This window comes from Pseudomonas sp. NPDC089395, assembly GCF_044749525.1.
Classification (GTDB): domain Bacteria; phylum Pseudomonadota; class Gammaproteobacteria; order Pseudomonadales; family Pseudomonadaceae; genus Aquipseudomonas.
On record NZ_JBIVID010000009.1, the window covers coordinates 84,226 to 109,323 of the forward strand.

Sequence of the window (25,098 nt, forward strand, 5' to 3'; positions counted from 1 at the left end):
AACCCACGATTTAAACTAATCAATATTGTCCCGACTCAACAGCAATCTCATCTCTTGCTGCAATACGCTTAGTTCGAACTGCAATTTTTCTTGTCGCTCCAATAGTGTAGCCATAGACTCCACTCCCTCTACAGCAGGAGGGGCAACATATCTAGAAACCGTCAGATTCCAGTCATTCTCTTCCAAATCCTTAATAGGAACGCAACAAGCAAGACCATTAATATTTTTTCGCTCTGCATACAATCTTGAAACTTTTTCTATCGCATCTTTCCCCAGACGATTCAGGCGTTGACTTCTCGAAAAAAAACTTGATCCATCAATAAATAGCACATCACTGAAGACTGAAGACTTCCTCATTATCAAAATATTCGCCGGTATGGCAGTACCATAAAATGACATTGCAGGAATTGAAATAACGGCATCCACATTATTCTCTAACAGCATCCTCCTTCTGATTTCCCTCTCTACTCCCCCTCTGAATAGAACCCCCATAGGCACAACCATTGCTGCTCGACCATTCTTATTCAAACTGAAAAGGACATTCTGGATAAATGCAAAATCCGCATTAGCTTGAGGAGGCAACCCATAGCGCAGAAAGTCAACGGATCTTTCGCCATCCCAATGACGAAGTGAAAAAGGCGGATTTGCAAGAGCTAAGTCAAACCTTCCGTAAATTTTCTCTTCATAATCCATACGGGCTAGCGCATCACAAACTTCTATACTATCCACACTAACTCCGTGGACATAAGCATTTGCCATTGCTATAAAAGCTGTCTCAGCAGACCTTTCCCTCCCTAAAACATACAGCCAATTCCTTTCCGATGACTCCTTAACTTTATTGATAGCCCCTATCAAAAACTCTCCGGAGCCACATACCGGGTCATATAGCTTTTCTCCACTTTTAGGATCGAGAAGCTGGACCATCAAACTTACTATTCCGTCAGGAGTAAAGAAATACCCTCCCTTATTAGAATTTCGCTCAGCCAACTCTACCAAGAACCACTCAAAAAATGCGGCCAACCCATCTTCGTGATTACACTCATCAAAAGAAAAACACCTAAACTCATCCCAGAGCCTAACCAACTCACTCCTCTCCGACATATCAGAGCTGAGGACAGGATGTATTTCACCCCAAATACTTAGAATGGAATCTGAGAAAAACGAATTTGATTTACTCTCAACTATCCGCGCAATAACCGATGCCAACGACTCCACATCGCTCAACTCATCAATATCTGAGTCTTTAACCAAGCCCTCTCTCGCTTGAATACTCCGCTCCTCATCAAGTGCTTTTTTGCAGACCATAAAGAGCAACAAAACCTTTACTGCATCCAGATCCGTTCCGCTCAAGCGCATACGCTCAATACTTTCCAGCACAAACGCTTTCAAACCAGCAAACGAAATGCCCATACCTATCAGTCTCCACCCAATATTTCGTGCGCAGCACTTGCCACCATATTCTCTCCATTAAAAATCAACTTACGCAACGTATCCCTCTGCGCACACCAATTATGATAAATATCAACGATTTGCTTTTGCCTTTTCGGGCTTGGAACTGGCACCGATATTTCAAGTAAATTCTTAACACTTATATTAGGTATGCTTGCGGAGGTTCGTATGGACTCAAGTAAAACACTACCCTTAGCTGAATTAAAAAACCAATGGAGGTACTCCAAACTCACCCCTCCATCCTGCCTCGGGCGAATTATGGCGACTTGGTTTGTTGTGGTGACATTACCGCTCTCCCCTCTAAACACCATGGCTTCAGTTCGCATACCTCTCAGCGGCAATAGCAAATCTCCGACCAGGAGCTTAACCTTCAATTTAGAGGGCTCGATATCAGCATAAGGGAGGGAATTTATATCATTCAGCTCCCCCTCCCGGACGTCCTTTATCTGAATCAACCTAACGCCGCTTTCGGGGCTGTCTGTCTCCGCCCGCTCCCGAAAAGTCTGACCTAATGAGACATCAGCGATGTGAGAGAGTATTTTTTTCGCCACCATTGATTAACTTCCCATGTTCAAATTTTTTTATATCTACTTGCAGGTTTCTAGTTTCACTGCCATCAGCATGTACCTGCCACGAACGATTGAAGCCGACCTCGATATTGGGGCTGAGAGCAAGGTAGACCACAAGGGAAAGATACGTCGGGGGTGCTAATTTCAATCGTTTTCGTTTCATTCTATCTCCTTGCGTGTCTGCCAATAGTCAATTCGATCCGTTGCAATCGCAGAATGCAATCATACTGCAGTCGACTTGGAAGCCATGCTAAGGGAATGCCAGTGAGCCGTCAATGCAGTATTGATGCATTCTGCATTTTTGTACGCGAAAAGGTCAGCTTGAAGAGACAAGCCTTACGAGATGAAATGCACCCTACCTAATCCAGAGGGGCGCCCAGCGATTCGACAGCAAATCGCTTTCAAAGCCGCTTGCCCCTCAAGGTTGAGGACTAGCCGATCTCTACTTACTCGGCCTCGCTAGGTCAAAGAGCTCTGCCCCAGGATCTTTCTTTAACAGCTCGTACACCACCGTCAGGAACACCTCGCGTGTCGATTCATCGCTGAGCAGCTTGGTCGCCATACTAGTGTGGCTGCTCATGGCGGCAGCGATGGCAGAGATGGCTTTTGAAGGCAGGTCCGCCTTCATGGTCTGTTCCATCGTGTTGTTCTGCACTTGGGCCATCACCACGCGGTCAGCGCGCAGCTTCTCGGAAACGTGCACCGCGAAGGCCACCTGGTCAGTGTCGGTAATGTCCTTGCCGAAGGAGTTGTTGAGCTTCTCAATCAGCTCGGCAAGGTATTTTTTCTCGCGGTCGCGGGCGTCGCGCAGGCCGTTATCGGTCATACCATAGAGGCCAGGTGTTTCACCCAGCACGGCGACGCCACTGAGGTTGCTGCCCTTCTTGATCTTGTAGTGGCTGAGCTTGAGGTCACCCAGATCCACCTGTTCGGCAGTGATGCCTTTGAGCCGTTTACGCAGCAGGCGTGCATAGCTGGCAAAGGCCTCCAGGCTGGGGTCGCCGAAGTCGATCAACTGGGCGATGTACTCATAGCTGCGCACGAACTTGGTCAGGCTCTCACTGAAGATCATCAGCTCGTCGCGTGCCTTGCAATATTCCGAACGCTGCACATCGGCGTATTCCATGTCCTTGTCGCTACCCTCGTCATGGGCCTTCTCCCAGGCTTTTTCCCACTGGTCGATGGCATCGTTGAGCGTTTTCAACTTTCCGTTGAAGCGGTCGGTGGCTGACTGAGTAAGCGAGAACAGCTTCTGGTGCGTCACCTTCGCATCGACGATGGCATCACCGAAAGCCTCCACCTCAGCCTGCTCATAGATGAACATGCCATCCAAGCGCTGCTTGATGTCATAGACGATGTTCGGATCCTGGATGTCCGCCACCTGGGCATCACGATAGAAGGTCTTGAATGACGCCAGTATCTCGTCGGCCTTGTTAGCGAAGTCGATGACGAACGTCTTGTCCTTCCCGGGGAAGGTACGGTTCAGACGCGAGAGGGTCTGCACGGCCTCCACACCGGATATTTTTTTGTCCAGGTACATGGCAACCAGCTTGGGCTGGTCGAAGCCGGTCTGGTACTTGTTGGCGACGATCATCACCCGGTAGTCCGGAGTGTCGAACACCTTGCGCATATCGCGGCCATGCAGGCCGGGGTTCAGGTTGGTTTCACTGAATTGGTGATCCTTGGGCAGGCTGGCCGCTTCCACATCCGTATTAGGCACCTCACCTGAGAAGGCCACCATCGCCAGCACGTTGTCATAGCCCTTGCGCTTGCAGTAGTCCGCCAGCGCCAGGTGGTACTTCACCGCTGCAGCACGCGAGCTGGTCACCACCATGGCCTTGGCCTGGCCACCGAGCAGGTGCGCGACGTTCTTGCGGAAGTGCTCGACGATCAGCTCGACCTTCTGTCCCACATTCACCGGGTTGAGCGACAGCCATTTGGCCAGTTTGCGCCCGGCGCTCTTCTCGTCCACGCGCTTGTCATCGACCATCTCGCTGCCAATTTTGAACGCCACCTCGTAGCTGGTGTAGTTCTTCAGCACATCGAGGATGAAGCCTTCGTCGATCGCCTGCTGCATGGTGTAGAGGTGGAACGGTGCCGGCGGGTTGTCGGTGCTGACGGGCTGCGCCGGATTGCGCGGGCGACCGAACAGGCTCAGCGTCGAATGCTTGGGCGTGGCGGTGAAGGCGAAGTAGCTGGCATTGCCTGGGCGCGAGCGCGAGCTCTGCCACACGGACAACCGGTCCGCCTTGGAGAGTTTTTCCCACTCCGCCTCGCTCTGCCCGGTCAGTACATAGCGTAGGTCATCCGCCGTGCTGCCCCCGGTGGAGCTGTGCGCCTCGTCGATGATGATAGCGAAACGCCGATCGCGCAGGCTCTGCTCGCCGAGGATGGCCTTCTGCGCATAGGGGAACGTCTGTAGGGTACAGACGATAATCGGCACACCATCGAGCATGGCCTTGGCCAACTGCTGGCTCTTGGGCAGATTCGACTGTTGGCGGTCTATGGCGCATACCACGCCGGCCTGGTGCTCGATCTGCTGGATGGCATCCTGCAACTGCTGGTCAAGCACTTGGCGGTCGGTCACCACTATCACACTGTGGAAATACGGCTCACCGTCCGGACGGCGCACACGAATCAGCGAATGCGCGGTCCAGGCGATGGTATTGGTCTTGCCCGAGCCGGCGCTGTGCTGGATCAGATACGGTTGCCCTGCCCCTTCTACCTGCACCGCGTCGATCATCCTGGTCACGCCTTCCCATTGATGGAAGCGCGGGAAGATCAGGCCTTCTTTAAAGTAGGTTTTGCCGTTGACGTCCTGAGCTTCCTTACGCTCCTGCAATACGAATCGGTGGAAGATGTGCAGCCAGTTGTCCTTCTGCAGCACCCGCTCCCAAAAGTAGCTCGCCGGGTAACTACCGTTTTCACCCGGCGGGTTGCCGGCGGCACCATCGTTGCCCCGGTTGAACGGCAGAAAGAAGGTCGAATCCCCGGCCAGTTTGGTGGTCATGCGTATGTCGCTGTCGCTCATTGCGAAATGCACTACCGCGCCACGTTTGAAGGTGAGCAGCGGCTCCAGGCCACCGCTCTTGCGCTCAGGACGGCGATCCATACAGTACTGCTGCATAGCAGCCTGGACTGACTGGGTGAAGTCGGTCTTCAACTCCACCGTGGCCACCGGAATGCCGTTGATAAAGAAGGCCAAATCGATCTCGTCGGCCTTGTCCAAAGAGTAACGCAGCTGTGGCAAGACGCGCAGCCGATTGGCTGCATAGCGGGCGATCACCGTGTCGTTGCGCGCGTCCTCAGGCAGCGCCTGGCTCATAGCTAGGGTGCCGCCACCGGCCACAGCAAAGCCGTAGCGCAGCACATTTACCGTGCCGCCTTCGACTTTATTTTCGAGCTGCTTGACCAACCGATCCAGCAGCACATCGCGCGTGCCAGCACCATTCATGACGCGGAGCTTATCCATGGCTGCAGGCTGGCTGGCCTCCAGCCACCCCAGCACATCCTCAGGGACCAACGCCCTCCCTTGGTCATAGTCAGCAGACTTACCCACCAGCCAGCCGGCAGCTTCAAGCTGCTCGACAATATGGCGTTCCAGTTCGCACTCGTGGTGGATATGACTCATCGTTTCGTCCTTTAACTTCTCGGCCATACCTAGGAACGGCCCATCAAATAATGTCTATCGGGCGTGTCCACTGATACAACTGGGGCACATCTACTCGCCGCAGTTTTTGGTATCGCTAATCATGTCGGCACCGTAGTAGCACGCCGTTCTTGTTCAGGTAGAGCAACAGAGGGTCGAAGCACCCTGGCCTTGGGCACGACAGAAGGCATCGCACAGCGACGGGCCAATCTTGCTGATGTACTCGTAGCTCAGGTTCAACCGCTGCGGCTGCTTGATCTTATTCACTGAGCAACTCATTTTCTGGCTTCACACCGATACCACTCAGTTGACTGTCCTGCCAGGCGGCATAAGTTTCGCCACTACCCTCGACCAGCCAAGAGACTCGACCACTGGCTGCACGACCATACACAACCGCTGCTGCGGCACTCGGACTACTGAAGGCATAGTCGTCCTTGAACATTAGGTACTCACTTCCGTCACTGATCATGACACCGTCACTCACCAACTGCTGGTACAGGTTCCGGTAGTTGTGATCCGCAGTTCCTACCCACTGAGCTCGAGCTCGGGACCCTTTCAGTACAAAGAACTCCCCATCAACCTCTTGCGCTTGCGCGCGCTCCTTGCTCTTTGGAAGCTGTAATGCAAAACGCGGCGATTGGCTAACCGGTTGCTCGACTGGTGCCATAACGAGCTTAGAGGGTTTGATCAGCTCGCGCAGGAAGTCGAAACCCAGCACTGGTAGCACAATGCGGATCTGCTCGAGAAAAAACGCCATGTCCGCACGATCCGACTCAGGCAAGTTGGTGTAGCTATGCGCTGTGCCATTGCCTACTACACAGCGACTGGCTTGACTGGCGATCTGGATAAGTTGGCTCTCTAGGTACTTGGCATGGGCCTTGGTCAGGTTTTGGTCCTTGCTGGTAATCAGACAGACACGCTCCCAGAAGTCCTTGCCACCCAGCTCTTGCGGACGGTTATGTTGCTTCAGACGCTGGGCCACATCATCAGATTCGCCGATATACACCCGGGTACGCAGGCTGTCGTCCGGGTCGGGGCCGACAAGAAAGTACACGCCGGTGCGCGCGCATTCGGGACGCTGTACCAGCTCGGCCAATTTGGAGCGTAGGCCGGTCAGCACATGGCCGGTCCAGTTCATTATCTCAGCAGTGATCAGGCCATTGGGCGTGCCATCCACCAGAAATAGACGCAGGCTGCGACCCTGGTTCATACCACCTCCCGAAGGTCGATCTGGCCGGTGACGGCGGCGGTGATCAGGGCGCAGCGGCGCTCTCTTAACGTTACAACGCTGCACTCTGATAGCCGAACAAGCCGATCTAGACGCCCAACATGCAGAGCAATAAAGCGATCAATCCCAACCTGCTCATCTCTAGGTGGCAGCAACACTGGCGTTCGCCGGAGTGCATCCAGCGTAATTTCTTTGAACGTCGCCCCCTTGGCCATCAATTCAAAGTACACCTGCGCTGCACCTGAGTTCAAAAATTCCAGCAGAAAATCTCGCGTAACGTTCTGCCCCGGCGAGACCTTTGCTGTCCCCTGTGTGAGATTGGCGAGACTCAGCTCGTCCGGAACAGGTAAGCACTTGCCGACTGACGCGCGTATCGACATGACGATATCGCCTGGCCGCACTCTTGACCGTGCATAAGACTCATCTACCTCAGGTGAGGTAAGGGGGTAACCACTGACTGGAAGCTCGTCGCCACTCATGTCACTAGTACGGATATACGGCACCCCACCTTCATACTCGGGGCCAGCTTGAACGATCCCGTAAGTGATCGAAGAGTTCGGGTCAACAACATGCTTGAGCTGTTTGACGCTCCAATGCTCCGGCACCTCCCCCAGCCACTCCACTCCGGAGTCTTTCATCTTCGCGCTCGGGTCGAGCCCCTTGGTGACGGCATGGGTGATCAGCGCCTGGCGTTTTTCGCGCAGCAGTTCGATAAAGCGGGTTTTCTTTTCAATCAGCGCGTCGATGCGAGCAGTTTCGCGACCCATATACACTGCGATGATCTGGCGCTCGCTTTCCGGCGGCACAGGCAGAAACAAATCGATAATACGCTCTACTGCCAACCCAGGCTGAGCAGACGATATTGAGTACTGACCTAGATTCATTGCTCGCAACAGTTCGCCTAGCCAGCGAATGGCAGTGGGTACATAAGGTGAAACGACTACCGCGTGCTCCGAAGCCCAGAACTTGCCGTCGGCATAGTTGATGTTCCCGCATAACGCGCCCTGTCGTCCCACGAGGGCGTAGGCTCCTTCATGAGTAAAAGCAGCGCAGTATCCGCGAAGGCCGTTCCCACCATAAACAGGGTATTCACCCTCTTCTTCGATTGTCTCGCTCGTAATGAAGTCGCCGCTCTGTAACGATGCCAGCCATTTGAGCTTTCTGACATCCCAATGCTCCGGCACCATCCCCAACCACTCCACCCCGGAGTCCTTGTAGGCCGGATAAGGCTTGTAATGGCTCATGCCGTCACCTCGCCCAACAACGCGGCGATCTCGGCCTCCACGGCCTTGAGGTCGGCATCGATCTCGGCCAGCGGGCGCGGTGGCTGGTAGACGTAGAAGTAACGGTTGAAGTTGATCTCGTAGCCGACGATGCCGACCTGGCCGTCCTTCGCATCCGTCTTGCCGGTATCGATCCAGGCATCCGGCACATGGGGCAGCACTTCGCGGGCGAAGTAGCCGGCGATGCTCTGGCTGAGCGGTACGTTTTCAAACTCGCGCAGGTCGGAGTCGGCCTGCAGATTGCCCTTGTCGTCCAGCACCGGCTGAGCATTGGCGTCGCGCTCACCGAAGCAGGCCAATGCGGCTTTCAACGCGCCCTTGCCGAGCTTCTTGATACCGGCGGCCTGGAGAAAGGCCGCCAGGCTGTCGAATTCGCCCTGCACGCCGGCAAAGGCTTCATTCTGATCAGCGCCCTTGGTGTTCTGATAGGCGGCGAGCTTGTCCGGGGTGGCCGAGAAGCGCAGGCGCAGTGGGCGCTCGACGGTGATGCGGCGGTAGCCAAAGTCCGTGTTGGCGAAGGTCTTGGAGTTCGGGCCTTCCTCTAAGGCCTCGTGCAGCTTGGCGATCTCGGCAATCTGCTTGTCCGAGAGGTATTTGCGCTTGCTGCCCAGGCTCTTGCGCATCGGCGCATGCATGGCGCTGGCGTCGATCAACTGCACCCTGCCCTTGCGCAGCGCGTCTTTGTGGTTAGACAGCACCCAGATATAGGTACCGATGCCGGTGTTATAGAACAGGTCGTTTGGCAGGGCGATGATTGCCTCCAGCCAGTCGTTCTCCAGAATCCAGCGGCGAATCTCCGACTCGCCCGAACCAGCGCCACCGTTGAACAGCGGCGAGCCGGACAGCACGATGCCGATGCGGCTGCCCCCCAACTCAAGCGGTTTGCGCTTGGACAGCAGGTGCATGAGGAACAGCAGCGAACCATCACCCACGCGCGGCAGGCCGGCGCCGAAGCGGCCGGCGAAACCTTGCTGGCTGTGCTCGGCCTGCACCTGCTTCTGGACGTTCTCCCACTTCACGCCGAACGGCGGGTTGGCCAGGCAGTAGTCGAACTGCTCATGGCGCAGGTGATCGTCGGATAGGGTGTTGCCGAGCTTGATGTTACGGGTGTCGTAGCCCTGGATCAGCTTGTCCGCCACAGAGATGGCGTAGGTTTCCGGGTTTAGCTCCTGGGCGTAGGGCACCAGGCGGGCATTGGGGTTCCACTCGTAGACCTGCTCGATGGCCGAAGACAGAAAGCCGCCCGTGCCGGCGGCGCAGTCGTAAACGGTGCGCACCACACCATCGCCGTTGAGTGCCTGATGATCCGGCGCAAATACCAGGGTGGTGGCCAGGCGCACCACATCGCGCGGGGTAAAGTACTGCCCGGCATCATCGTTGGATGACTCGGCAAACTTGCGGATCAGGTGCTCGAAGATAAGCCCCATTTCGTGGTTGCTGATCTTGTCCGGGTGCAAATCGACTGCTGCAAACTTCTGCGTGACCAGGTAGAGCAGGTTGGCTTTCTCCAGCTTCTCCAGCCACCGGTCAAAGGCGAAGTGCTCGAACACCTGGCGGGCGTTGGCGGAGAACTTGGCGATGTAGTCTTCCAGGTTGGCGCGGGTGCTGGTGGAACCCACGCTGTCCAGGGAAAACTGCGAGACGTTGTAGAAGGTTGCGCCGGCCGTCGTCGGCAAGATCAGGTCCATGTCCACGCCACTGGCCTTCATCGCCTCATACTGGCTGCGTACCTTGCCGCGGGTGGGTTCCAACACACATTCCAGACGACGCAGCACGGTGAACGGAAGGATGATGCGGCCGTACTCGGAGGGCTTGAAGGCTCCCAGAAGCAGATCTGCGATATTCCAGATGAAGGGGGCCAGGGTCTGCTGGTTCACGCGCACGTTCCTTACACAGAAGCAGGGAGGGCGTGCTCGCCGCATCCCTGTGAGGTATATGTGATCAATGCCACACCTTAACCGGTTGGATATCTTCGAGCCAGTATCGACATACGGCTAAGGTGCTGATTTCATTCATCTCGGCCAGGAAACGCTCACGGCACGTTTGCTTACGCTTACAGACGTACTCCAAATCTGAAAAGCTCACCCGACTCACCGGGTGGCTACTATTGAGAGTTAATGGAGGGCAACTCGGCACCTACCGTCCTCTCCGCGTCATCAACGCGATCCTTGCTTTATTCCAAACGGTATTCCAAGTACATCTTCAAACAAAAAATACCCTTCTAAATCAGTTTACTGGGTAATCAATTCAGCTCACCCCGGCTCCACCAAATGATCAATCAAAGACGTCCACGGACGTCTTTTTTTGTGCATGGAATCCAGTAAATGCCCGCCAGCAGCTCTGCGACCGGCTGATTTTTTGAGCTCGAGCCATGCGGATATTGCCTTGAGCCGGCCGACCGCACGATCGACGTACCAAACTGCACCGACGCGAGAGGTCTTCCAAAAGCAGTTACCAGCCGACCTCACCACAATCGGTGGTATGAGGGCGCATATTCAGTACGAGCGGTAGGAAATTTCCTATTTTTTGATAGGCTTTTGCCATCAATCTAGAGGAAATGACATGCCCGTCGTCATCGTTGAAAACGACACATCGCAGTGGGAAGACGAAACAGGCGCTGTCTACCACTTCCCCAAGCGCTATCAAACCTGGCTCACCCAGGGAACCGAAGTGATCTACTACAAAGGGCGCATCAAGGACAAAGCCTTCGCTTCCGTCCGCCTCAGCACCGATCCGCATTATTTTGGTACGGCACGCATCGGCAAAGTCTACTCAGATCGGAACAGCGATAAGGGTGACCTTTTTGCACTGATCGAAAACTTCACTCCGTTCGAAACCGCTGTCCCCTCGAAAATCGACGGAGAGTACCTAGAGACCATCCCCGCCACCCGCGTGAGCAACTACTGGCGCGACGGTGTAAGGCCCATTTCCCAATCCGATTACGACGTCATCCAAAGCCATGCGAAGCTCCTGCCTTCGCAGGCTGACGCGGTGGTGCCGAACACCGAAGACGATCTATTGACCTTTGAATCGGCCAATGAGGGCAGCAAGTCAACCTATTTTGGTACCCGTTACGAGCGCCGGAAAGACCTAAGGGTAAAGGCCATCGCTATCCACGGGCTTGACTGCAAGGCATGTGGGTTTGACTTCGAAAAGGTTTACGGCGAGCACGCGAAGGGATTCATTCACGTTCACCATGTAGTACCGATTTCGGACTTTGGTGGGGAAAAAGCCGTGAATCCTGAGACGGACCTCGTGACGTTGTGCGCTAACTGCCATGCGGTGGTCCACCGCAAGCGGGATATGACCCTGAGCGTTGATGAGCTGAAAGGAATGTTGCGAGGGCGATGGGTGTTCGAGCCTTAGTTGTCTGCGGTTGGTAAACGCCGCCAACTATTACGGCGACCCGCGCAACTACACCGTTACCCTCAGAGCCGATTTCTAAGGCCGGAAGGCACCTGTCAGCCAGGTGCCTTTTCCTTCATACGCGCGCGAGCGCGCCATGGCTCGGAAGGGGCCGCCCCAGCAGTACACCTACCACCACGGCGAAGGCCAACGCCACACAGCCCGCCGTCAGCAACACGGCTTCGAACCCGCCAGCAAACGCTTGCCGCGCCAGCGGTGCCACCGTGTCCCGCAGGCTCGGGTCGAGCATCGCCAGGGCCGCAGGCAGATCGCCCGCAGCTATGCGAGTGGCCATGGCGCTAACCTTGCCCAGTTGCTCCGGCGCCAACCTGGCCATTGCCTCACGCAACAACTGAGCGCTGCGCGCCGCGAGCACCCCGCCCAACACCCCAATCGCAATCACAATCGCGCCAAACCGCGTGGTGGTACTCAACCCCGACGCCATCCCAGTACGCTCACGCGGCACGCAAGCCATGATGTTCTTCTGCGTATCGCCATTGAGCAGCCCTGCCCCGGCCCCCAGCACCAGGCTGGCGAGGGCAAAGGTCAGGTAGCCCCCGTGGCCGACCGCCCAGGCGCACAGCAGGTTGCCCATACCCACCAGCACCAGCCCCAGAGCGAACACCTGCGCAGGGCTCCACTGACTAGCCAGCCGCATCCCCAGACGCGGCGTCAGCAACATCGCCACAGCAAACGGCAACATCCCCGCCCCTGCCGCCAGCGCCGACAGCTGCAAGCCGCTCTGCAGGTACAGCGGCAGCAAGGTCATCATCACCTGAGCGCACGCAGCGTAGGCGAACATCCCCAGCAAGGCGCCGATGAAACGGGGGCTGCGCATCAGCTTCAGGTCGATCATCGGCCGCGCCTGGCTGCTCTCGATCATGATGAACAGGCCGAACAGAAAGGCGCTGACCAGCAGCCGACCGATCGTGTCCACGCTGGTCCAGCCAACCTGGTTGGCGTCGATCATCGCCCAGATCAAACAGCCCAGGCTGCCGGCGAAGGTCAGGCTGCCCATGGGGTCAAGCCGGGCGGCAGCGCTGTCGCGGGATTCCTCGATGCTGCGCAGCACCATCAGGGCGAGCAACGCGACCAAGGGCAGGTTGATGTAGAAGATCCAGCGCCAGCCGAGGGTGCTGGCGATCAGGCCGCCGAGCAATGGGGCGAAGGTGATGGTCGCGCCCATGCACGCGCCCCAGAAGGCCCAGGCGCGCATGCGCTCCTGGGGTTCGTGGAAGCGGTGGCCGATGGCGGCCAGTGCGGCGGTCAGTAGCAGGGCGGCGCCGATGCCTTTGGCGGCCCGGGCGAGGTCGAGGAACAGCAGGCTGGGGGCTGCGCCGCAGGCGAGTGAGGCGGCGCCGAATACGGCCAGGCCGATCAGCAGCATGCGCTGGCGGCCGAAGCGGTCGGCGAGGCTGCCGGCGGGGAGCAGGCAGGCGGCGAAGGCCAGGAGGTAGGCGCTGACTACCCATTCGATATCGGCGAAGGAACCGGACAGATCGCGGGCGATGCTGGGGAGGCTGACGGCGACGATGTTGGTGTCGAGGATGATCAGGGCGCAGACCAGGGAGGCGGTTAGGAGGGTGAAGCGCGCAGAGGGCATGACGGGGGCTCCGGAAGCAGAGCGGGTTGGCTTGGGGGTGTGATCAATCTGGGGGGGCGCCGGGGCTGCTTTGCAGCCCATCGCCGGCAAGCCGGCTCCCACACAGAGCGCTGTTGTTCGTGTGGGAGCTGGCTTGCCGGCGATGGGCCGCGCAGCGGTCCCCAGCAATCTCACAGGCAATCTTTGCCGCCAAGACACCAGCCTTGTAATGTTTGCTTCACCATAACGCCACCAGCCCCAAAGCGTGTTAGCCCCAACGGCCGGCGTCATTAGCTTGCAGGTAACACCGCATGGAAATCCGCCATTTCCGCTACTTCCTCTGCGTCGCGCGGCACGGTCACTTCACCCGTGCGGCCGAGCAGTTGGGCATTGCCCCGCCGACCCTCAGCCGGCAGATCCAGGACATGGAGCGCGAGCTGGGCGTGCGCCTGTTCGAGCGCAATCAGCGTGAGGTCAACCTCACGGCTGCCGGCCAGGCGCTGCTGATCGAAGCGGAGCAGGCCGTGCGCCAGTTCGATGCCGCGCAGCTCGGCGCGCAACGGGCCGGCCGTGGTGAAAGTGGCAGTATCGAAATGGGCTACGTGGCTTCGGCGGCGTATTCGGGGATGCTGCAGCGGCAGGTGATCAGCTTCAGCGACGCGCACCCCGGCGTGCGCCTGAACATCCGCGAACTGCCCATGGCCGAACTGCCCGGCATGGTCCGCGATGGCCTGCTCGACCTCGCCTATGTGCGCTCGCCCATGGAGCTGCCTGAAGAACTGGAGGCCATTGCCCTGCATCGGGAAGACTTCGTCCTCGCCCTGCCCGCCAGCTCACGGATCAACGAGCTGCAGCAGATCCCGGCATCACGTCTGGCCGGCGAAAACTTCATCCTTCCCGAGCAGATTTCCGGGACGCTGGAGGTGGCGGCACAGGGTGGGTTCGTGCCACGCCTAGGCCCGCAACCTGGCAGCCTTGTTGCGGTGATCACTTTGGTTTCCTTGAGTCAGGGCATCGCCGTGGTGCCGGAGTCGGTGGTCCAGCGCATCAGCCTGCCGCAGGTGAACTACCGGCGTATTGCCGATTGCCAGGCCAGCTCATGGTTGAGCCTGATCTACCGGCGCTTTGAGAAAGCGCCGGCGGTGACCAGGTATATCGAAATGATGAGCCAAGGAATCTGAACGACACCGTTACCGATCACCATCCTCTGCTGTGCCCAGCGTATAGAACTCATGCAGTTTGGCTTGCAGCAATGCCTTGTCCGGCAAACGTGTCTGGTACTCGGCAATCAATGCTGGAGACAAGCTGCGGTTGAGTGCGTATTCGACCACTTCATCATCCTTGCTGGCGCACAGGAGCACCCCGATGGCCGGGTTTTCGTGCGGCTTTCGCTCGTTGCGATCCAGGGCTTCCAGATAAAAGTCGAGCTTGCCCAGGTACTCGGGCTCGAAACGACCGACCTTGAGCTCGATGGCGACAAGGCAGTTGAGGCCTCGGTGGAAAAACAGCAGGTCCAGAGCGAAGTCGCGGCTGCCGACCTGTAGCGGATATTCAGAACCGACAAAACAGAAATCGCGGCCCAGTTCGATCAGGAATTCCTTGAGACGCTCCATCAAGCCGCGATGCAGATCGGCCTCTCCATGACCTCCAGGTAGCCCAAGGAACTCAACCATGTAGGCGTCTCGAAAAATCTCCATCGCCGTTGGATAGTTTTGTCTCAGCGGTGCCGAGACTTTTGCAGGGCTGGAAATGCTGCGCTCGAATAGAGCAGACTTCAGTTGTCGATCCAACTCACGCCTGGACCATCTCTGCTGGACGGCCATACGCAGGTAGAACTCGCGCTCTTCTGGGCGTTTGCATTGTCCTAGGATGATGAGGTTGAGGCTCCACGGCAATTGTCGCACCAGTGGTGCGACTTTCTCGTCGCCGCCGTATGTTTCATAGAATTGGCGCATGCGAAACAGGTTGGCTCGCGTAAAACCCCGCAAGCCCGGCTGGGTTTGCGCGAGGTGAAGAGCCAACTGATTCACCACCGCATCGCCCCACTCAAAGCACGCTCAAGCTTCCGACTGATGTAAGCCCCCACCTGCCAATACATTTCAACCAGCTGGGTATTCACAGCCTGCACGGCACGCTGCCGGGCGCTCTGAATCAACGTCAACACTTCTTCGAATCGGTCATCCATTACCGGAAGAGAAACCTTTGGCGCTTGTGCAGTTTTATTTTTCGCGCTCATGCATCGACTCCCTGTACAAAAAATCAGGGGGAAGTCTAATGCCACCCAAGCGCTCAGCAGACCGGTTGAACTGTTTCAAAAAGCAAAGGGCACCCTCCACTGGTGCCCTTCACCGTTACCACCCGGTGAACCCAATCACCCCATCGTCCGCGCCCCCACCGGCTGCGCATGCCCCCGCGACGTGACAATCCCCAGGAAGGAAATCACGATCGCCAGACCCAAAGTAGAACTCACTTCCGCCCGATGCTCAGGCGTATACATCATCACCGCCAACGCCCCGGCAATGAACAGGATCACCGCCCAGGTCAGCCACGGGAACAGCCACATGCGAAACTTCAGCTCGGCGTTCTCGCGCTCCAGGCGGCGGCGCATGCGCAGCTGGGAGATGGCGATGACCATGTACACCAGCAGTGCGATGGCGCCGGAGCTGGCCAGCAGGAACTCGAACACGCCCTTGGGCGCGAAGTAGTTGAGGATGGCGATGGCCGCGCCGATCAGGGTGCTGCCGAACACGGCGGCGCGCGGTACGCCTACCTTGGAGGTCTTGTTGAGGAAGGCCGGGGCGTCGCCGCGCTTGGCCAGCGAGTACATCATCCGCGAGGCAATGTAGATCGACGAGTTCATGCAGCTGGTCACCGCCACCAGCACCACCAGGTCGACCATGAAGCCGGCGTTGGGGATGTTCATGATTTCCAGCGCGCGCTGGTAAGAACCCACCACGGCCAGTTGCGGATCGTTCCACGGCACCACCGAGATGATCACGAAGATCGACAGGATGTAGAAGGTGCTGATGCGCCAGATCACCGAGCGGGTGGCCTTGGCGATGTTGCGCGACGGGTCGCTGGATTCGGAGGCGGCGATGGTCACGGCCTCGGTGCCGATGAAGCTGAACATCACGGTGATGAACGCGCCGATCACAGCCGACCAGCCTTTGGGCGCAAAGCCGCCGTACTCGGCCATCAGCCCGCTCAAGCCACTGACTTCACGGTTGGGCAGCCAGCCCATCAGCGCGGCGAAACCCAGGCCGATGAAACCGAGGATCGCGGTGACCTTGAGGATGGCGAACCAGAATTCGAACTCGCCGTATTTGGCCACGCTGAACAGATTGGTGCCGGCCAGCAGCAGCACCGACGCCAGGGCGAAGATCCAGCTGTCCACCTGGGGGAACCAGGCGTTGAGCACATGCCCGGCGGCCAAGGCTTCGATCGGGATCACCAGCACCCAGAACCACCAGTACAACCAGCCGATGGTGTAGCCGGCCCAGCGGCCGATGGCCTGGTCGGCGTAGGTGGAGAACGAACCGGTGTCGGGGTGTGCCACGGCCATTTCGCCGAGCATGCGCATGACCAGCACCACCAGGGTGCCGGCTACGAAGTAAGAAACAATGGTGGCTGGCCCGGCTGCCGCAATGGCGTGCCCGGAGCCGACGAAAAGTCCGGCACCGATGATGCCCGCGATGGACAGCATCGTTACATGACGTGGCTTGAAACCTTGTGCAAGGTTGCCATCAGATCCCACGGTGTTCATTGATGTTGTTCTCTTTTTGCTGACACAAGGAAAGGACGGGCAGGCGTAGGCGAAAAATATCTCCTTTTGAAATCAAGAAAACGGCACGTTACCGGTGCTCTGTTGTTGATCTTCGGCAGGCGTCACAGAGCAACCTGCCGGTGCAATTCGGGGTTCATTTAAGCCCTGCGAGGCTGTGGGAAATTACACGAGAACGCCTCGGAACTGTTTGATCACGACAGGGGATTTCCAATTGCGCCAGATGTCGTGAATGGCATGTCCAAATGCGCCTGATGGCCATTTGAAGGTTTTGTTTTTCATCCGGATGTGTTGTGCCTGTACCGGCCCTATCGCCGGCAAGCCGGCGATAGGGCCGGTACAGGCAAAAAAAAGCCCCGGTCTCCCGGGGCCTCTGTTGCTCAGGCGTCTGCCTACGCCTGCCCGGTACGCTCGAAGCGCCGGGCCAGCAACAGGTAATCACCGCACCAGGCAAGGCCGCTTGTTATCGAAGCGCCACCCCGGAATCAGAAACTGCATCGCCACACTGTCATCCCTCGCCCCCAGCCCCATGTTGCGATAACACTCATGGGCCTTGGCCAGTTGGTCTTCATCCAGCTCCACCCCCAACCCCGGCCGCTCGGGCACACGCACATGCCCGTCGACAATGCGCAGCGGGTCGCGGGTCAGGCGTTGGCCGTCCTGCCAGATCCAGTGGGTATCGATAGCCGTGATCTCCCCCGGCGCCGCAGCGGCCACCTGGGTGAACATCGCCAGCGAAATGTCGAAGTGGTTGTTCGAGTGCGAGCCCCAGGTCAGGCCCCAGTCGTTGCACATCTGCGCCACCCGTACCGAGCCTTGCAAGGTCCAGAAATGCGGGTCGGCCAAGGGGATGTCCACCGCCTGCGACTGAATCGCATGGCCCATCTGCCGCCAGTCGGTGGCGATCATGTTGGTGGCGGTCGGCAGCCCGGTGGCGCGGCGGAACTCGGCCATCACTTCACGGCCCGAGTAGCCGTTCTCGGCGCCGCAGGGGTCTTCGGCGTAGGCCAGTACCTGGTGCTTGTCGCGGCACAGGGCGATGGCCTCTTTCAATGACCAGGCACCGTTAGGGTCAAGGGTGATGCGCGCTTCCGGGAAGCGCTCGGCCAACGCCGTCACCGCTTCCATTTCCTCTTCACCGCGCAATACGCCGCCCTTGAGTTTGAAGTCGCTGAAGCCATAGCGCTGCTTGGCCGCCTCGGCCAGGCGCACCACCGCCTCAGGCGTCAGCGCCTTTTCGTGACGCAAGCGGAACCAGTCGTCTTCGGCGTCGGCCTCGTTGCGATAGGCCAGGTCGGTCTGCTGCCGGTCGCCGATGTAGAACAGGTAGCCGAGCGTCTTCACGCGTTCACGTTGCTGGCCTTCACCGAGCAGCGCCGCCATCGGTACGTTGAGGTGCTGGCCAAGCAAATCGAGCAGTGCCGATTCGATGGCCGTTACCGCATGCACGGTGATGCGCAGGTCGAAAGTCTGCAGGCCACGGCCGGCCGAGTCGCGGTTGGCGAAAGTCTGGCGCATGGCGTTGAGCACGCGCTGGTAATGGCCGATCGGCTGGCCGACCACCAGGCTGCGGGTGTCTTCCAGGGTCTGGCGAATGCTCTCGCCACCCGGCACTTCACCCAGGCCTGTATTGCCGGCGCTGTCACGCAGCACCACGACGTTACGGGTGAAGAACGGGCCATGGGCGCCACTGAGGTTGAGCAGCATGCTGTCGTGGCCGGCCACCGGGATCACGCGCAGGTCGGTGACCACGGGGGTGTGAGAAGCGGGAGTCGTCTGCTGGGTCATGGTTGTTGTCTCGCAGTCAATCAGTGGGTCTGGCCCAGCGCCGAAGGCGCCTTGGCTTCAGGAGAGGGGGCGCCCTTTGGGCGAGTGCGGATGAAGAACACGGCAATGGCGGCCAGCACCGAGGTCACGGCCAGGCCGTACAGGCCACCCTGGATGGAACCGGTGTGCTGCTCAAGCAGGCCGAAGGTGGTCGGCGCGACGAACCCGCCCAGATTGCCGACCGAGTTGATCAGCGCGATCACGGCAGCGGCGATGCGTGCATCCAGGTAGCCCTGGGGGATCGGCCAGAACAGCGACGAGGCCGACTTGAAGCCGATGGCGGCGAAGCACACGGCAACGAAGGCGAACACCGGCCCACCGGTGGTCGACATGAACATGCCGATGGCGGCGATCACCAGCGCGCCCGCTACCCAGGCCTGCTGGAACCTCCAGCGGGTGGAGCCGGCGGCGAAGGCGTACATGGCCAGGATCGAGATCAGCCACGGGATCGAGTTGAAGAAGCCGACCTGCAGGTCGCTCAGGTCGCCCATGCGCTTGATGATGCTCGGCAGCCAGAAGGTCGCGGCGTAAATGGTCAGTTGGATGCAGAAGTAGATCAGGCAGAACAGCACGATCTGGCGGTCCTTGAGCAGGCTCCAGGACGACGGCCTGACCGCACCGATCGCCTCGCGCTCACGCTGCTCGCGGTCGATGGTGTCGACCAGCGCGTCCTGCTCGGCCTTGCTCAACCACTTGGCATCGTGCGGTTTCGAGTCGAGCCAGAAGAACACGAAGAAGCACAGGGTGACCGAGGCCATGCCTTCGATGAACAGCATCCACTGCCAGCCGTGCAGGCCCAGGCCCTGGATCTGCATCAGCGCCCCGGCCAGCGGGCCGGAAATCAGCGAGGCCAGTGCCGAGCCACTGAGGAAGATGGCGATTGCCTTGCCGCGTTCGGCGGCGGGCAGCCAGCGGGTGAAGTAGTAGATCACGCCGGGGAAGAAGCCGGCCTCGGCCACCCCCAGCAGGAAGCGCAGCACGTAGAACTGGGTTTCGGTCTGGACGAAGGCCATGGCCGTGGCCACCAGCCCCCAGGTGAACATGATGCGGGTCAGCCACAAGCGCGCGCCGACGCGCTGCAGCAGCATGTTCGACGGTACTTCGAACAAGGCATAACCGATGAAGAACAAGCCGGCACCAAAGCCATAGGCCGCGGCGCTGATGCCCAGGTCGCTTTCCAGGTGCGGGCGGACGAAGCCGATGTTGACGCGGTCGAGGTAGTTGACGATGAACATGATGACGAACAACGGCAGCACGTGGCGCTTGACCTTGGATACAGCACTGGCCAGCACGTCGCCTTCATTCCGGGCAGACGGATCGAGGGTGTCGTTCACTTGCGGGTCTCCCACTAATTGTTTTTGTGCGGGTCGAGGTTGTCTGGCAAAGACAATGGAGCGGAGCATATGCCCGGCGAAGTTGTACGACAAGATCACCAGCGTCGGCTAAATTGCAAAATACAAGCTGATAAATGGCACAAAATCATCGATATTGCAGCTATCGCAACAATCATGTTTGCACCGAGTAGCGAAAAAACGGGCGAAAAATAATTTTGTCGGCTAACTTGTCGTACAAGCTAGATTGTCGCCCGGAGCCTGTCCCATGTCTCAACCCCCTCGCCCACGCAGCCACAGCCGTGCCCACGATCTGGTGTCCAGCCTGACCCAACAGATTCTGCTGGGCACCTTCAAGCCGGGCGACAAACTGCCTTCGGAAAACACCCTGGTACGCGAGCATGGCGTGAGCCGCACGGTGGTGCGCGAAGCCTTGTCGAAACTGCAGGCTTCAGGCTTGGTGGAGCCACGCCACGGTATTGGGTCGTTCGTGATGCCGCGCCCGGCGCAGGCTGGCTTGCGGGTGGGGGCGGAGAACGCCGCGAGCGTGCGCGATCTGCTGGAATTGCGGATCGGCCTGGAGGGGCAGGCTGCTGCCCTCGCCGCCGTGCGCCGCAACGACCAGCAACTGGCCCGCATGCGCCAGGCGCTGGACGACTACCAGGACCTGGCGGCCGCTGGCGACAGCTGTATCGAGGCGGACCGGCGTTTTCACCTGCTGATCGCGGAGGCCACGGGCAACCTGTACTTCAGCGAGATGATGGCGCAGCTGGGCAATGGCTTGATACCGCGCAACCGCATGGCGCTGGCCGAACGCGCCGGGGCTAACTTGGCGCGGCATGCGTACCTGGCCAACCTGGAGCATGAGGCGATCCTCAATGCCATTCGACGGCAGGATCCGGATGCGGCGCGGGCGGCGATTTGCCTGCATTTGTCCAATAGTCGGGATCGGTTGTTGCCGGACTAGGGGCTGCTTTGCAGCCCCAATCGCCGGCGGCGGGGTTATTACCAGGTGAGGCAGATCTTGCCGAAATGGCGGTTGCTCTCCTGGTAGCGGAACGCTTCGACGATCTGCTCCAGCTCGAAATGCTTGTCCACCACCGGGCGCATACCGTTGGCGTCGATGGCCCGGACCATCGCCTGCTGCTGCGCGCGACTGCCCACCAGCACGCCCTGCAGGCGGATCTGCCGCACCAGTGCCTGGACCAGCGGCAGCTGACCGGCGACGCCGGTGAGGATGCCGATCAGTGACACATGCCCGCCGATCCGTGCCGCGATCATCGACTGCTCCAGGGTCGCCGGCCCGCCGACTTCGATCACATGGTCGACGCCGCGGTTGTCGGTGAGCTCGCGCACTTTCTCGCCCCAGGCCGGCGTGCCCTTGTAGTTGATCAGGTGGTCGGCGCCCAGGGCTTTGAGGCGTTCGAGCTTGGCGTCACTGGACGAGGTGGCGATCACCGTGGCACCGGCCAGCTTGGCGAACTGCAGGGCGAAGATCGACACACCGCCGGTGCCCTGCACCAGCACGGTGTCGCCGGGCTTGAGGTGATCGTCGCTCATCAGCGCGCGCCAGGCGGTGAGGCCGGCGGTGGTCAGGGTGGCCGCCTCGGCGTGGCTATAGCCCTTGGGTGCGAGGGTGAAAGAGGTGGCGCGTGCGGTGACCTGCTCGCGGGCATAGCCGTCGATGCCATCGCCTGGCACGCTGGCGAAGCCTTCGAGCAGGGCCTGGCCGTCGATCCAATCGGGGAAGAAGGTGCTGACGACGTTGTCGCCGACCTTGAACTCAGTGACGCCCTCGCCTACCGCGATGACTTCGCCTGCGCCATCGGCCATGGGAATGCGCCGCTCGCTCGGGCCCCACATGCCGCTGACCACGGCGAAGTCGTGATAGTTGAGGGAGCTGGCGTGCAGTTGTACGGTGATTTCGCCGGGCGTGGGTGCCGCAGCCTTGCTGGTGCCGACTTCGACCTTGTCGTAGCCGCCGCCGGGTTTCACATAGATGGCCTTGCTGGTCATGGCTGGGTCTCCAGTTCTGGGGAAAGACTGGAGTTCAGCATAGACAGTGGCGGCCCTATCGCGGGTAAACCCGCTCCTACAGGGACCGCGCTGTTCTGTAGGAGCGGGTTTACCCGCGAAGGGCCGGTACTGACACCAGAAAACTCAGCCCAGCATCACCCGCAATGCCCGGCAATCCACCGCATGCCAATCCACCAGCTCCGGCCACGGGTTATCCGGCAGGTTCACCAGCACCGTGCGCGCCCCGGCAGCCCGCCCGCAATCCAGATCGAAGCGATAGTCACCCACCATCACCAGCTCGCTAGGCGCCACGCCCCAGGCGCTGGCGATCTTCAGCAGGCCATCCGGGCTCGGCTTGGGCGCTGCCTCGTCACGCCCCAGCACATGCTCGACCGCAAAGCAGTCCGCCAGGCCAATGGCCTCCAGGGTGACATGCGCCAGCTCACGCGCATTACGAGTGAGGATCCCCAGCCGGCAACCCCGCTCGGCCAGCGCCCGCACCAGCTCCACCGCCCCACTGGCCGCCGTGGAGGCGATCGCCAGGTCACGCTCGTGCTCCAGCAACCAGGCATGCTTGGCGGCCGCTTCCGCCGCCGGCAGCGCCGCCAGGTGGGTGAGGATGTCGTGCTCGGCGGGAATTTCCAGCGCCTCGCGGATGGCCGCAAAATCGTGCACCGCCACGGTCAGGGTGCCGTCCATGTCGAACACCCAGTTGCGCACTTCGCTCAGCTTCATGCCCAGTCCTTGCGATGGCGGATCAGGCCTTCCTGGCTGGACGAAGCCACCAGTTGCCCGGCGCGGTTGTAGATGCTGCCACGGCAGAAGCCACGAGCGTTGCCGGCCCAAGGGCTGTCCATGGCATACAGCAGCCATTCATCGGCGCGCAGGTTGCCATGGAACCACAGCGAATGGTCGAGGCTGGCGATCTGCATGTCACGCTGCCACACCGACTTGCCATGGGGCAGCAGCGAGGTGGTCAACAGGCCGAAGTCGGAAGCGTAGGCCAGCAGGTACTTGTGCAGCGCCGGCACGTCCGGCAGGTTGCCGTCGGCGCGGAACCAGGCGTACTTCACCGGGTCGCCGGGCTTGGGGTTGAACGGGTCGCGCTCGGTGACCGGGCGGATCTCGATCGGCTTGGCGCACAGCACCTTGTCGCGGATACGCTCGGGCAGCTGGTCGGCCATGGCAGTGGCCAGCTCCACTTCGGTCGGCAGGTTTTCCGGTCCCACCACCTGCGGCATCTGCGCCTGATGGGAGAAACCTTCCTCGTCGTACTGGAACGAGGCGCTGCAGGTGAAGATGGTATGGCCTTTCTGAATGGCCGTTACCCGCCGGGTACTGAAACTGCCGCCATCGCGCACGCGGTCGACCGAGTACACCACCGGCAGGCTGGCATCGCCGGGACGCAGGAAATAGCCGTGCAGGGAGTGCACATGGCGCGCGTCTTCGACCGTCTGGCTGGCCGCCGACAGTGACTGGCCCAATACCTGGCCACCGTACAGCTGGCGGAAGCCCAGGTCCTGGCTGCGCCCACGAAACAGGTTCTCCTCGATCGACTCGAGGCTCAACAGATCGACCAGGTCGTCCAACACATGACTCATCGGGGTTTCTCCTAGCAAGGCATCACAGCTCTACGGCGCTCTCATGAAGGCAAATGATACAGGGTTTGTCATCGCCGCCGCGCATGCCTGCCTATTCAGCGCGCTGTGTCTGTTCCCAGCGGGCGCGGTCGATGCGGTACAGCACGTGGGGGCGCAGCGGGTGGCCGCTGGGCAGGCGGGGGTGTTCGAAATTGCCCTGCGGGTCGTGGACCATGCCGATAGCCTGCATGACTTTCTGTGACGGCAAGTTGCTCTCGGTAGTGAACGACACCACCTCCCCCAGGCGCAATTGGGCGAAAGCACAACGCAGGCAAGTCCACGCCGCCTCACTGGCAAAACCCAGGCCCCAGTGACGCCGGGCCAGGCGCCAGCCGATCTCCACCGCCGGTGCGAAGGGGGCTTCGAAATTGACGTTGAGCAGGCCCGTCATACCGATAAAAGCGCCGCTGTCCTTGCGCTCCAGCGCCCACAGACCGAAGCCGTATTCATTGAAATGGCCACGCACCCGACCAATCAGCGCCGCCGCTTCCAGCCGCGTCAGCGGTGCCGGGAAGTAGCGCATTACCTGCGGGTCGGCACACAGCGCGGCGAATTCGCGCAGGTCGTCGTCGTGCCATTGGCGCAGTACCAGCCGCGCGCTTTCAAGTTCCAGGATGCGGGTCATGGGGTGTGCTCCGGTGCTTGGCCTGCAGTCTACAGCGTAGGCGAAATGCAATTTTCACATGCCCTTCACCGGCCCCCGACAGGCCGCTTCGCAGAATGCCGCCATCCACCGCCGCGCAGGAAGCGGCCATGCGACAGCGGCCTGCTGCAGGATTGGGCCGAGGGCGCGGTGATGGTGATGATCCGCCATGCCGAGCGCTGCGACAGCGCACCCGGCCCGTGCCTCGACGACCCCACCGGCATCACCGTGGCCGGCAGTGCAGCCGCCATTCGGGTTGGCCAGGGCCTGAATGAGCTGGGGCTGGCCAATACCGACCTGTTCAGCAGCCCGAAATTGCGCACCCAACAGACCGCGCATTTCATCCTGGGCCGGGCGGTGCCCAGCGAAGACTGGCTGGAGAACTGTGACAAGCAGTTCGCCCAGCAAGCCCTGGCGCACAAACGGCCTGGGCACAATTTGGTGCTGGTGACCCACAACGGTTGTATCGATCACTTCCAGCGCGAGCAGCGCGTCGTGGGGGGCGACCGTGAGAGTGGCTATGCCAGTGCGCTGTTCGTTTCGGTGGATGGCAATGGCAAGGCGCGGATACTGGGCCGCCTGAACGAGCCGGACTGGCAGCGGGTGCTGGCTAGCGCGGGCAAATGATTTCGCCCCCATCGCCGGCAAGCCGGCGATCGGGCCGCAAAGCGGCCCCAACCATGGCAAGATCAGCA

General features: G+C 59.7%; 19 protein-coding genes and 2 pseudogenes. 4 read left to right on the forward strand and 17 right to left on the reverse strand.

All coding sequences use genetic code 11. The features are described from left to right. Window positions 1–15: 15 nt before the first annotated feature. From ACIPZG_RS19475 to ACIPZG_RS19510, 8 genes are all read right to left on the reverse strand, one after another. Complete coding sequence (locus tag ACIPZG_RS19475; RefSeq protein ID WP_400716203.1) at window positions 16–1,410, reverse strand: N-6 DNA methylase; 1,395 nt, start codon at window positions 1,408–1,410, stop codon at window positions 16–18. A 5-nt stretch (window positions 1,411–1,415) separates the two neighbouring features. Beyond that, entirely contained in the window at window positions 1,416–2,003 is a 588-nt protein-coding gene (locus tag ACIPZG_RS19480; RefSeq protein ID WP_122554819.1) for a restriction endonuclease subunit S, read from the reverse strand. Next, window positions 1,969–2,181, reverse strand: a complete 213-nt coding sequence (locus ACIPZG_RS19485) for a hypothetical protein (RefSeq protein ID WP_134743149.1) — start codon at window positions 2,179–2,181, stop codon at window positions 1,969–1,971. Before ACIPZG_RS19485 ends, ACIPZG_RS19480 begins: the two co-directional genes overlap by 35 nt. Window positions 2,182–2,460: 279 nt before the next feature. Then, window positions 2,461–5,649, reverse strand: a complete 3,189-nt coding sequence (locus ACIPZG_RS19490; RefSeq protein ID WP_400716205.1) for a type I restriction endonuclease subunit R — start codon at window positions 5,647–5,649, stop codon at window positions 2,461–2,463. A gap of 153 nt (window positions 5,650–5,802) precedes the next feature. Continuing rightward, a complete protein-coding gene (locus tag ACIPZG_RS19495) occupies window positions 5,803–5,934 on the reverse strand; it encodes a hypothetical protein (protein ID WP_400716207.1) in 132 nt (43 codons plus the stop codon). Then, window positions 5,927–6,877 carry a GIY-YIG nuclease family protein gene (locus tag ACIPZG_RS19500; RefSeq protein ID WP_400716209.1) on the reverse strand — a complete coding sequence of 317 codons (951 nt, stop codon included), beginning with the start codon at window positions 6,875–6,877 and terminating at the stop codon, window positions 5,927–5,929. The genes ACIPZG_RS19495 and ACIPZG_RS19500 overlap by 8 nt, the downstream gene beginning before the upstream one ends. Continuing rightward, window positions 6,874–8,139: a restriction endonuclease subunit S gene (locus ACIPZG_RS19505; RefSeq protein ID WP_400716211.1), complete on the reverse strand. Its 1,266-nt coding sequence runs from the start codon at window positions 8,137–8,139 to the stop codon at window positions 6,874–6,876. The genes ACIPZG_RS19500 and ACIPZG_RS19505 overlap by 4 nt, the downstream gene beginning before the upstream one ends. Continuing rightward, a complete protein-coding gene (locus ACIPZG_RS19510) occupies window positions 8,136–10,055 on the reverse strand; it encodes an N-6 DNA methylase (RefSeq protein WP_400716213.1) in 1,920 nt (639 codons plus the stop codon). The genes ACIPZG_RS19505 and ACIPZG_RS19510 overlap by 4 nt, the downstream gene beginning before the upstream one ends. Window positions 10,056–10,740: 685 nt before the next feature. On the opposite strand from ACIPZG_RS19510, the gene ACIPZG_RS19515 reads away from it, so the two are divergent. Beyond that, window positions 10,741–11,544, forward strand: a complete 804-nt coding sequence (locus tag ACIPZG_RS19515) for an HNH endonuclease (RefSeq protein WP_400716215.1) — start codon at window positions 10,741–10,743, stop codon at window positions 11,542–11,544. A gap of 115 nt (window positions 11,545–11,659) precedes the next feature. Here ACIPZG_RS19515 and ACIPZG_RS19520 read toward each other — a convergent pair whose 3' ends face one another. Further along, on the reverse strand, window positions 11,660–13,186 hold the full coding sequence (locus tag ACIPZG_RS19520) for an MFS transporter (RefSeq protein ID WP_400716217.1): 1,527 nt from the start codon (window positions 13,184–13,186) through the stop codon (window positions 11,660–11,662). A gap of 290 nt (window positions 13,187–13,476) precedes the next feature. Between ACIPZG_RS19520 and ACIPZG_RS19525 the strand changes: the two genes are divergently transcribed. After that, window positions 13,477–14,346 carry a LysR family transcriptional regulator gene (locus ACIPZG_RS19525; RefSeq protein WP_400716219.1) on the forward strand — a complete coding sequence of 290 codons (870 nt, stop codon included), beginning with the start codon at window positions 13,477–13,479 and terminating at the stop codon, window positions 14,344–14,346. Window positions 14,347–14,355: 9 nt separating this feature from the next. Here the strand turns inward: ACIPZG_RS19525 and ACIPZG_RS19530 are convergent. From ACIPZG_RS19530 to ACIPZG_RS19545, 4 genes and pseudogenes are all read right to left on the reverse strand, one after another. Beyond that, window positions 14,356–15,401: pseudogene (locus ACIPZG_RS19530) on the reverse strand (YhcG family protein). Window positions 15,402–15,536: 135 nt separating this feature from the next. Next, entirely contained in the window at window positions 15,537–16,928 is a 1,392-nt protein-coding gene (locus tag ACIPZG_RS19535; protein ID WP_400716221.1) for an amino acid permease, read from the reverse strand. Between the two features lie 456 nt (window positions 16,929–17,384). Then, window positions 17,385–18,734, reverse strand: a complete 1,350-nt coding sequence (gudD, locus tag ACIPZG_RS19540) for a glucarate dehydratase (RefSeq protein ID WP_400716223.1) — start codon at window positions 18,732–18,734, stop codon at window positions 17,385–17,387. Window positions 18,735–18,754: 20 nt separating this feature from the next. Next, window positions 18,755–20,107 (reverse strand): MFS transporter, encoded by a 1,353-nt coding sequence (locus ACIPZG_RS19545; RefSeq protein WP_400716225.1) that lies wholly within the window; start codon window positions 20,105–20,107, stop codon window positions 18,755–18,757. 265 nt (window positions 20,108–20,372) lie between these two features. Between ACIPZG_RS19545 and ACIPZG_RS19550 the strand changes: the two genes are divergently transcribed. After that, the gene (locus tag ACIPZG_RS19550; RefSeq protein WP_400642677.1) at window positions 20,373–21,071 is read left to right on the forward strand and encodes a FadR/GntR family transcriptional regulator; all 699 of its coding nucleotides are present in this window, start codon (window positions 20,373–20,375) and stop codon (window positions 21,069–21,071) included. 38 nt (window positions 21,072–21,109) lie between these two features. Here the strand turns inward: ACIPZG_RS19550 and ACIPZG_RS19555 are convergent, their stop codons facing one another. From ACIPZG_RS19555 to ACIPZG_RS19570, 4 genes are all read right to left on the reverse strand, one after another. Further along, window positions 21,110–22,120, reverse strand: a complete 1,011-nt coding sequence (locus tag ACIPZG_RS19555; protein WP_400716227.1) for an NAD(P)-dependent alcohol dehydrogenase — start codon at window positions 22,118–22,120, stop codon at window positions 21,110–21,112. Window positions 22,121–22,264: 144 nt separating this feature from the next. Then, the gene (locus ACIPZG_RS19560; protein ID WP_400716229.1) at window positions 22,265–22,855 is read right to left on the reverse strand and encodes an HAD family hydrolase; all 591 of its coding nucleotides are present in this window, start codon (window positions 22,853–22,855) and stop codon (window positions 22,265–22,267) included. Beyond that, entirely contained in the window at window positions 22,852–23,721 is an 870-nt protein-coding gene (tesB, locus tag ACIPZG_RS19565) for an acyl-CoA thioesterase II (RefSeq protein ID WP_008092822.1), read from the reverse strand. The genes ACIPZG_RS19560 and tesB overlap by 4 nt, the downstream gene beginning before the upstream one ends. A gap of 91 nt (window positions 23,722–23,812) precedes the next feature. Continuing rightward, complete coding sequence (locus ACIPZG_RS19570; RefSeq protein ID WP_400716231.1) at window positions 23,813–24,385, reverse strand: GNAT family N-acetyltransferase; 573 nt, start codon at window positions 24,383–24,385, stop codon at window positions 23,813–23,815. Window positions 24,386–24,517: 132 nt separating this feature from the next. On the opposite strand from ACIPZG_RS19570, the pseudogene ACIPZG_RS19575 reads away from it, so the two are divergent. Continuing rightward, window positions 24,518–25,030 (forward strand): annotated as a pseudogene (locus tag ACIPZG_RS19575) (histidine phosphatase family protein); the annotation flags it as partial. Between the last annotated feature and the right edge of the window lie 68 nt (window positions 25,031–25,098).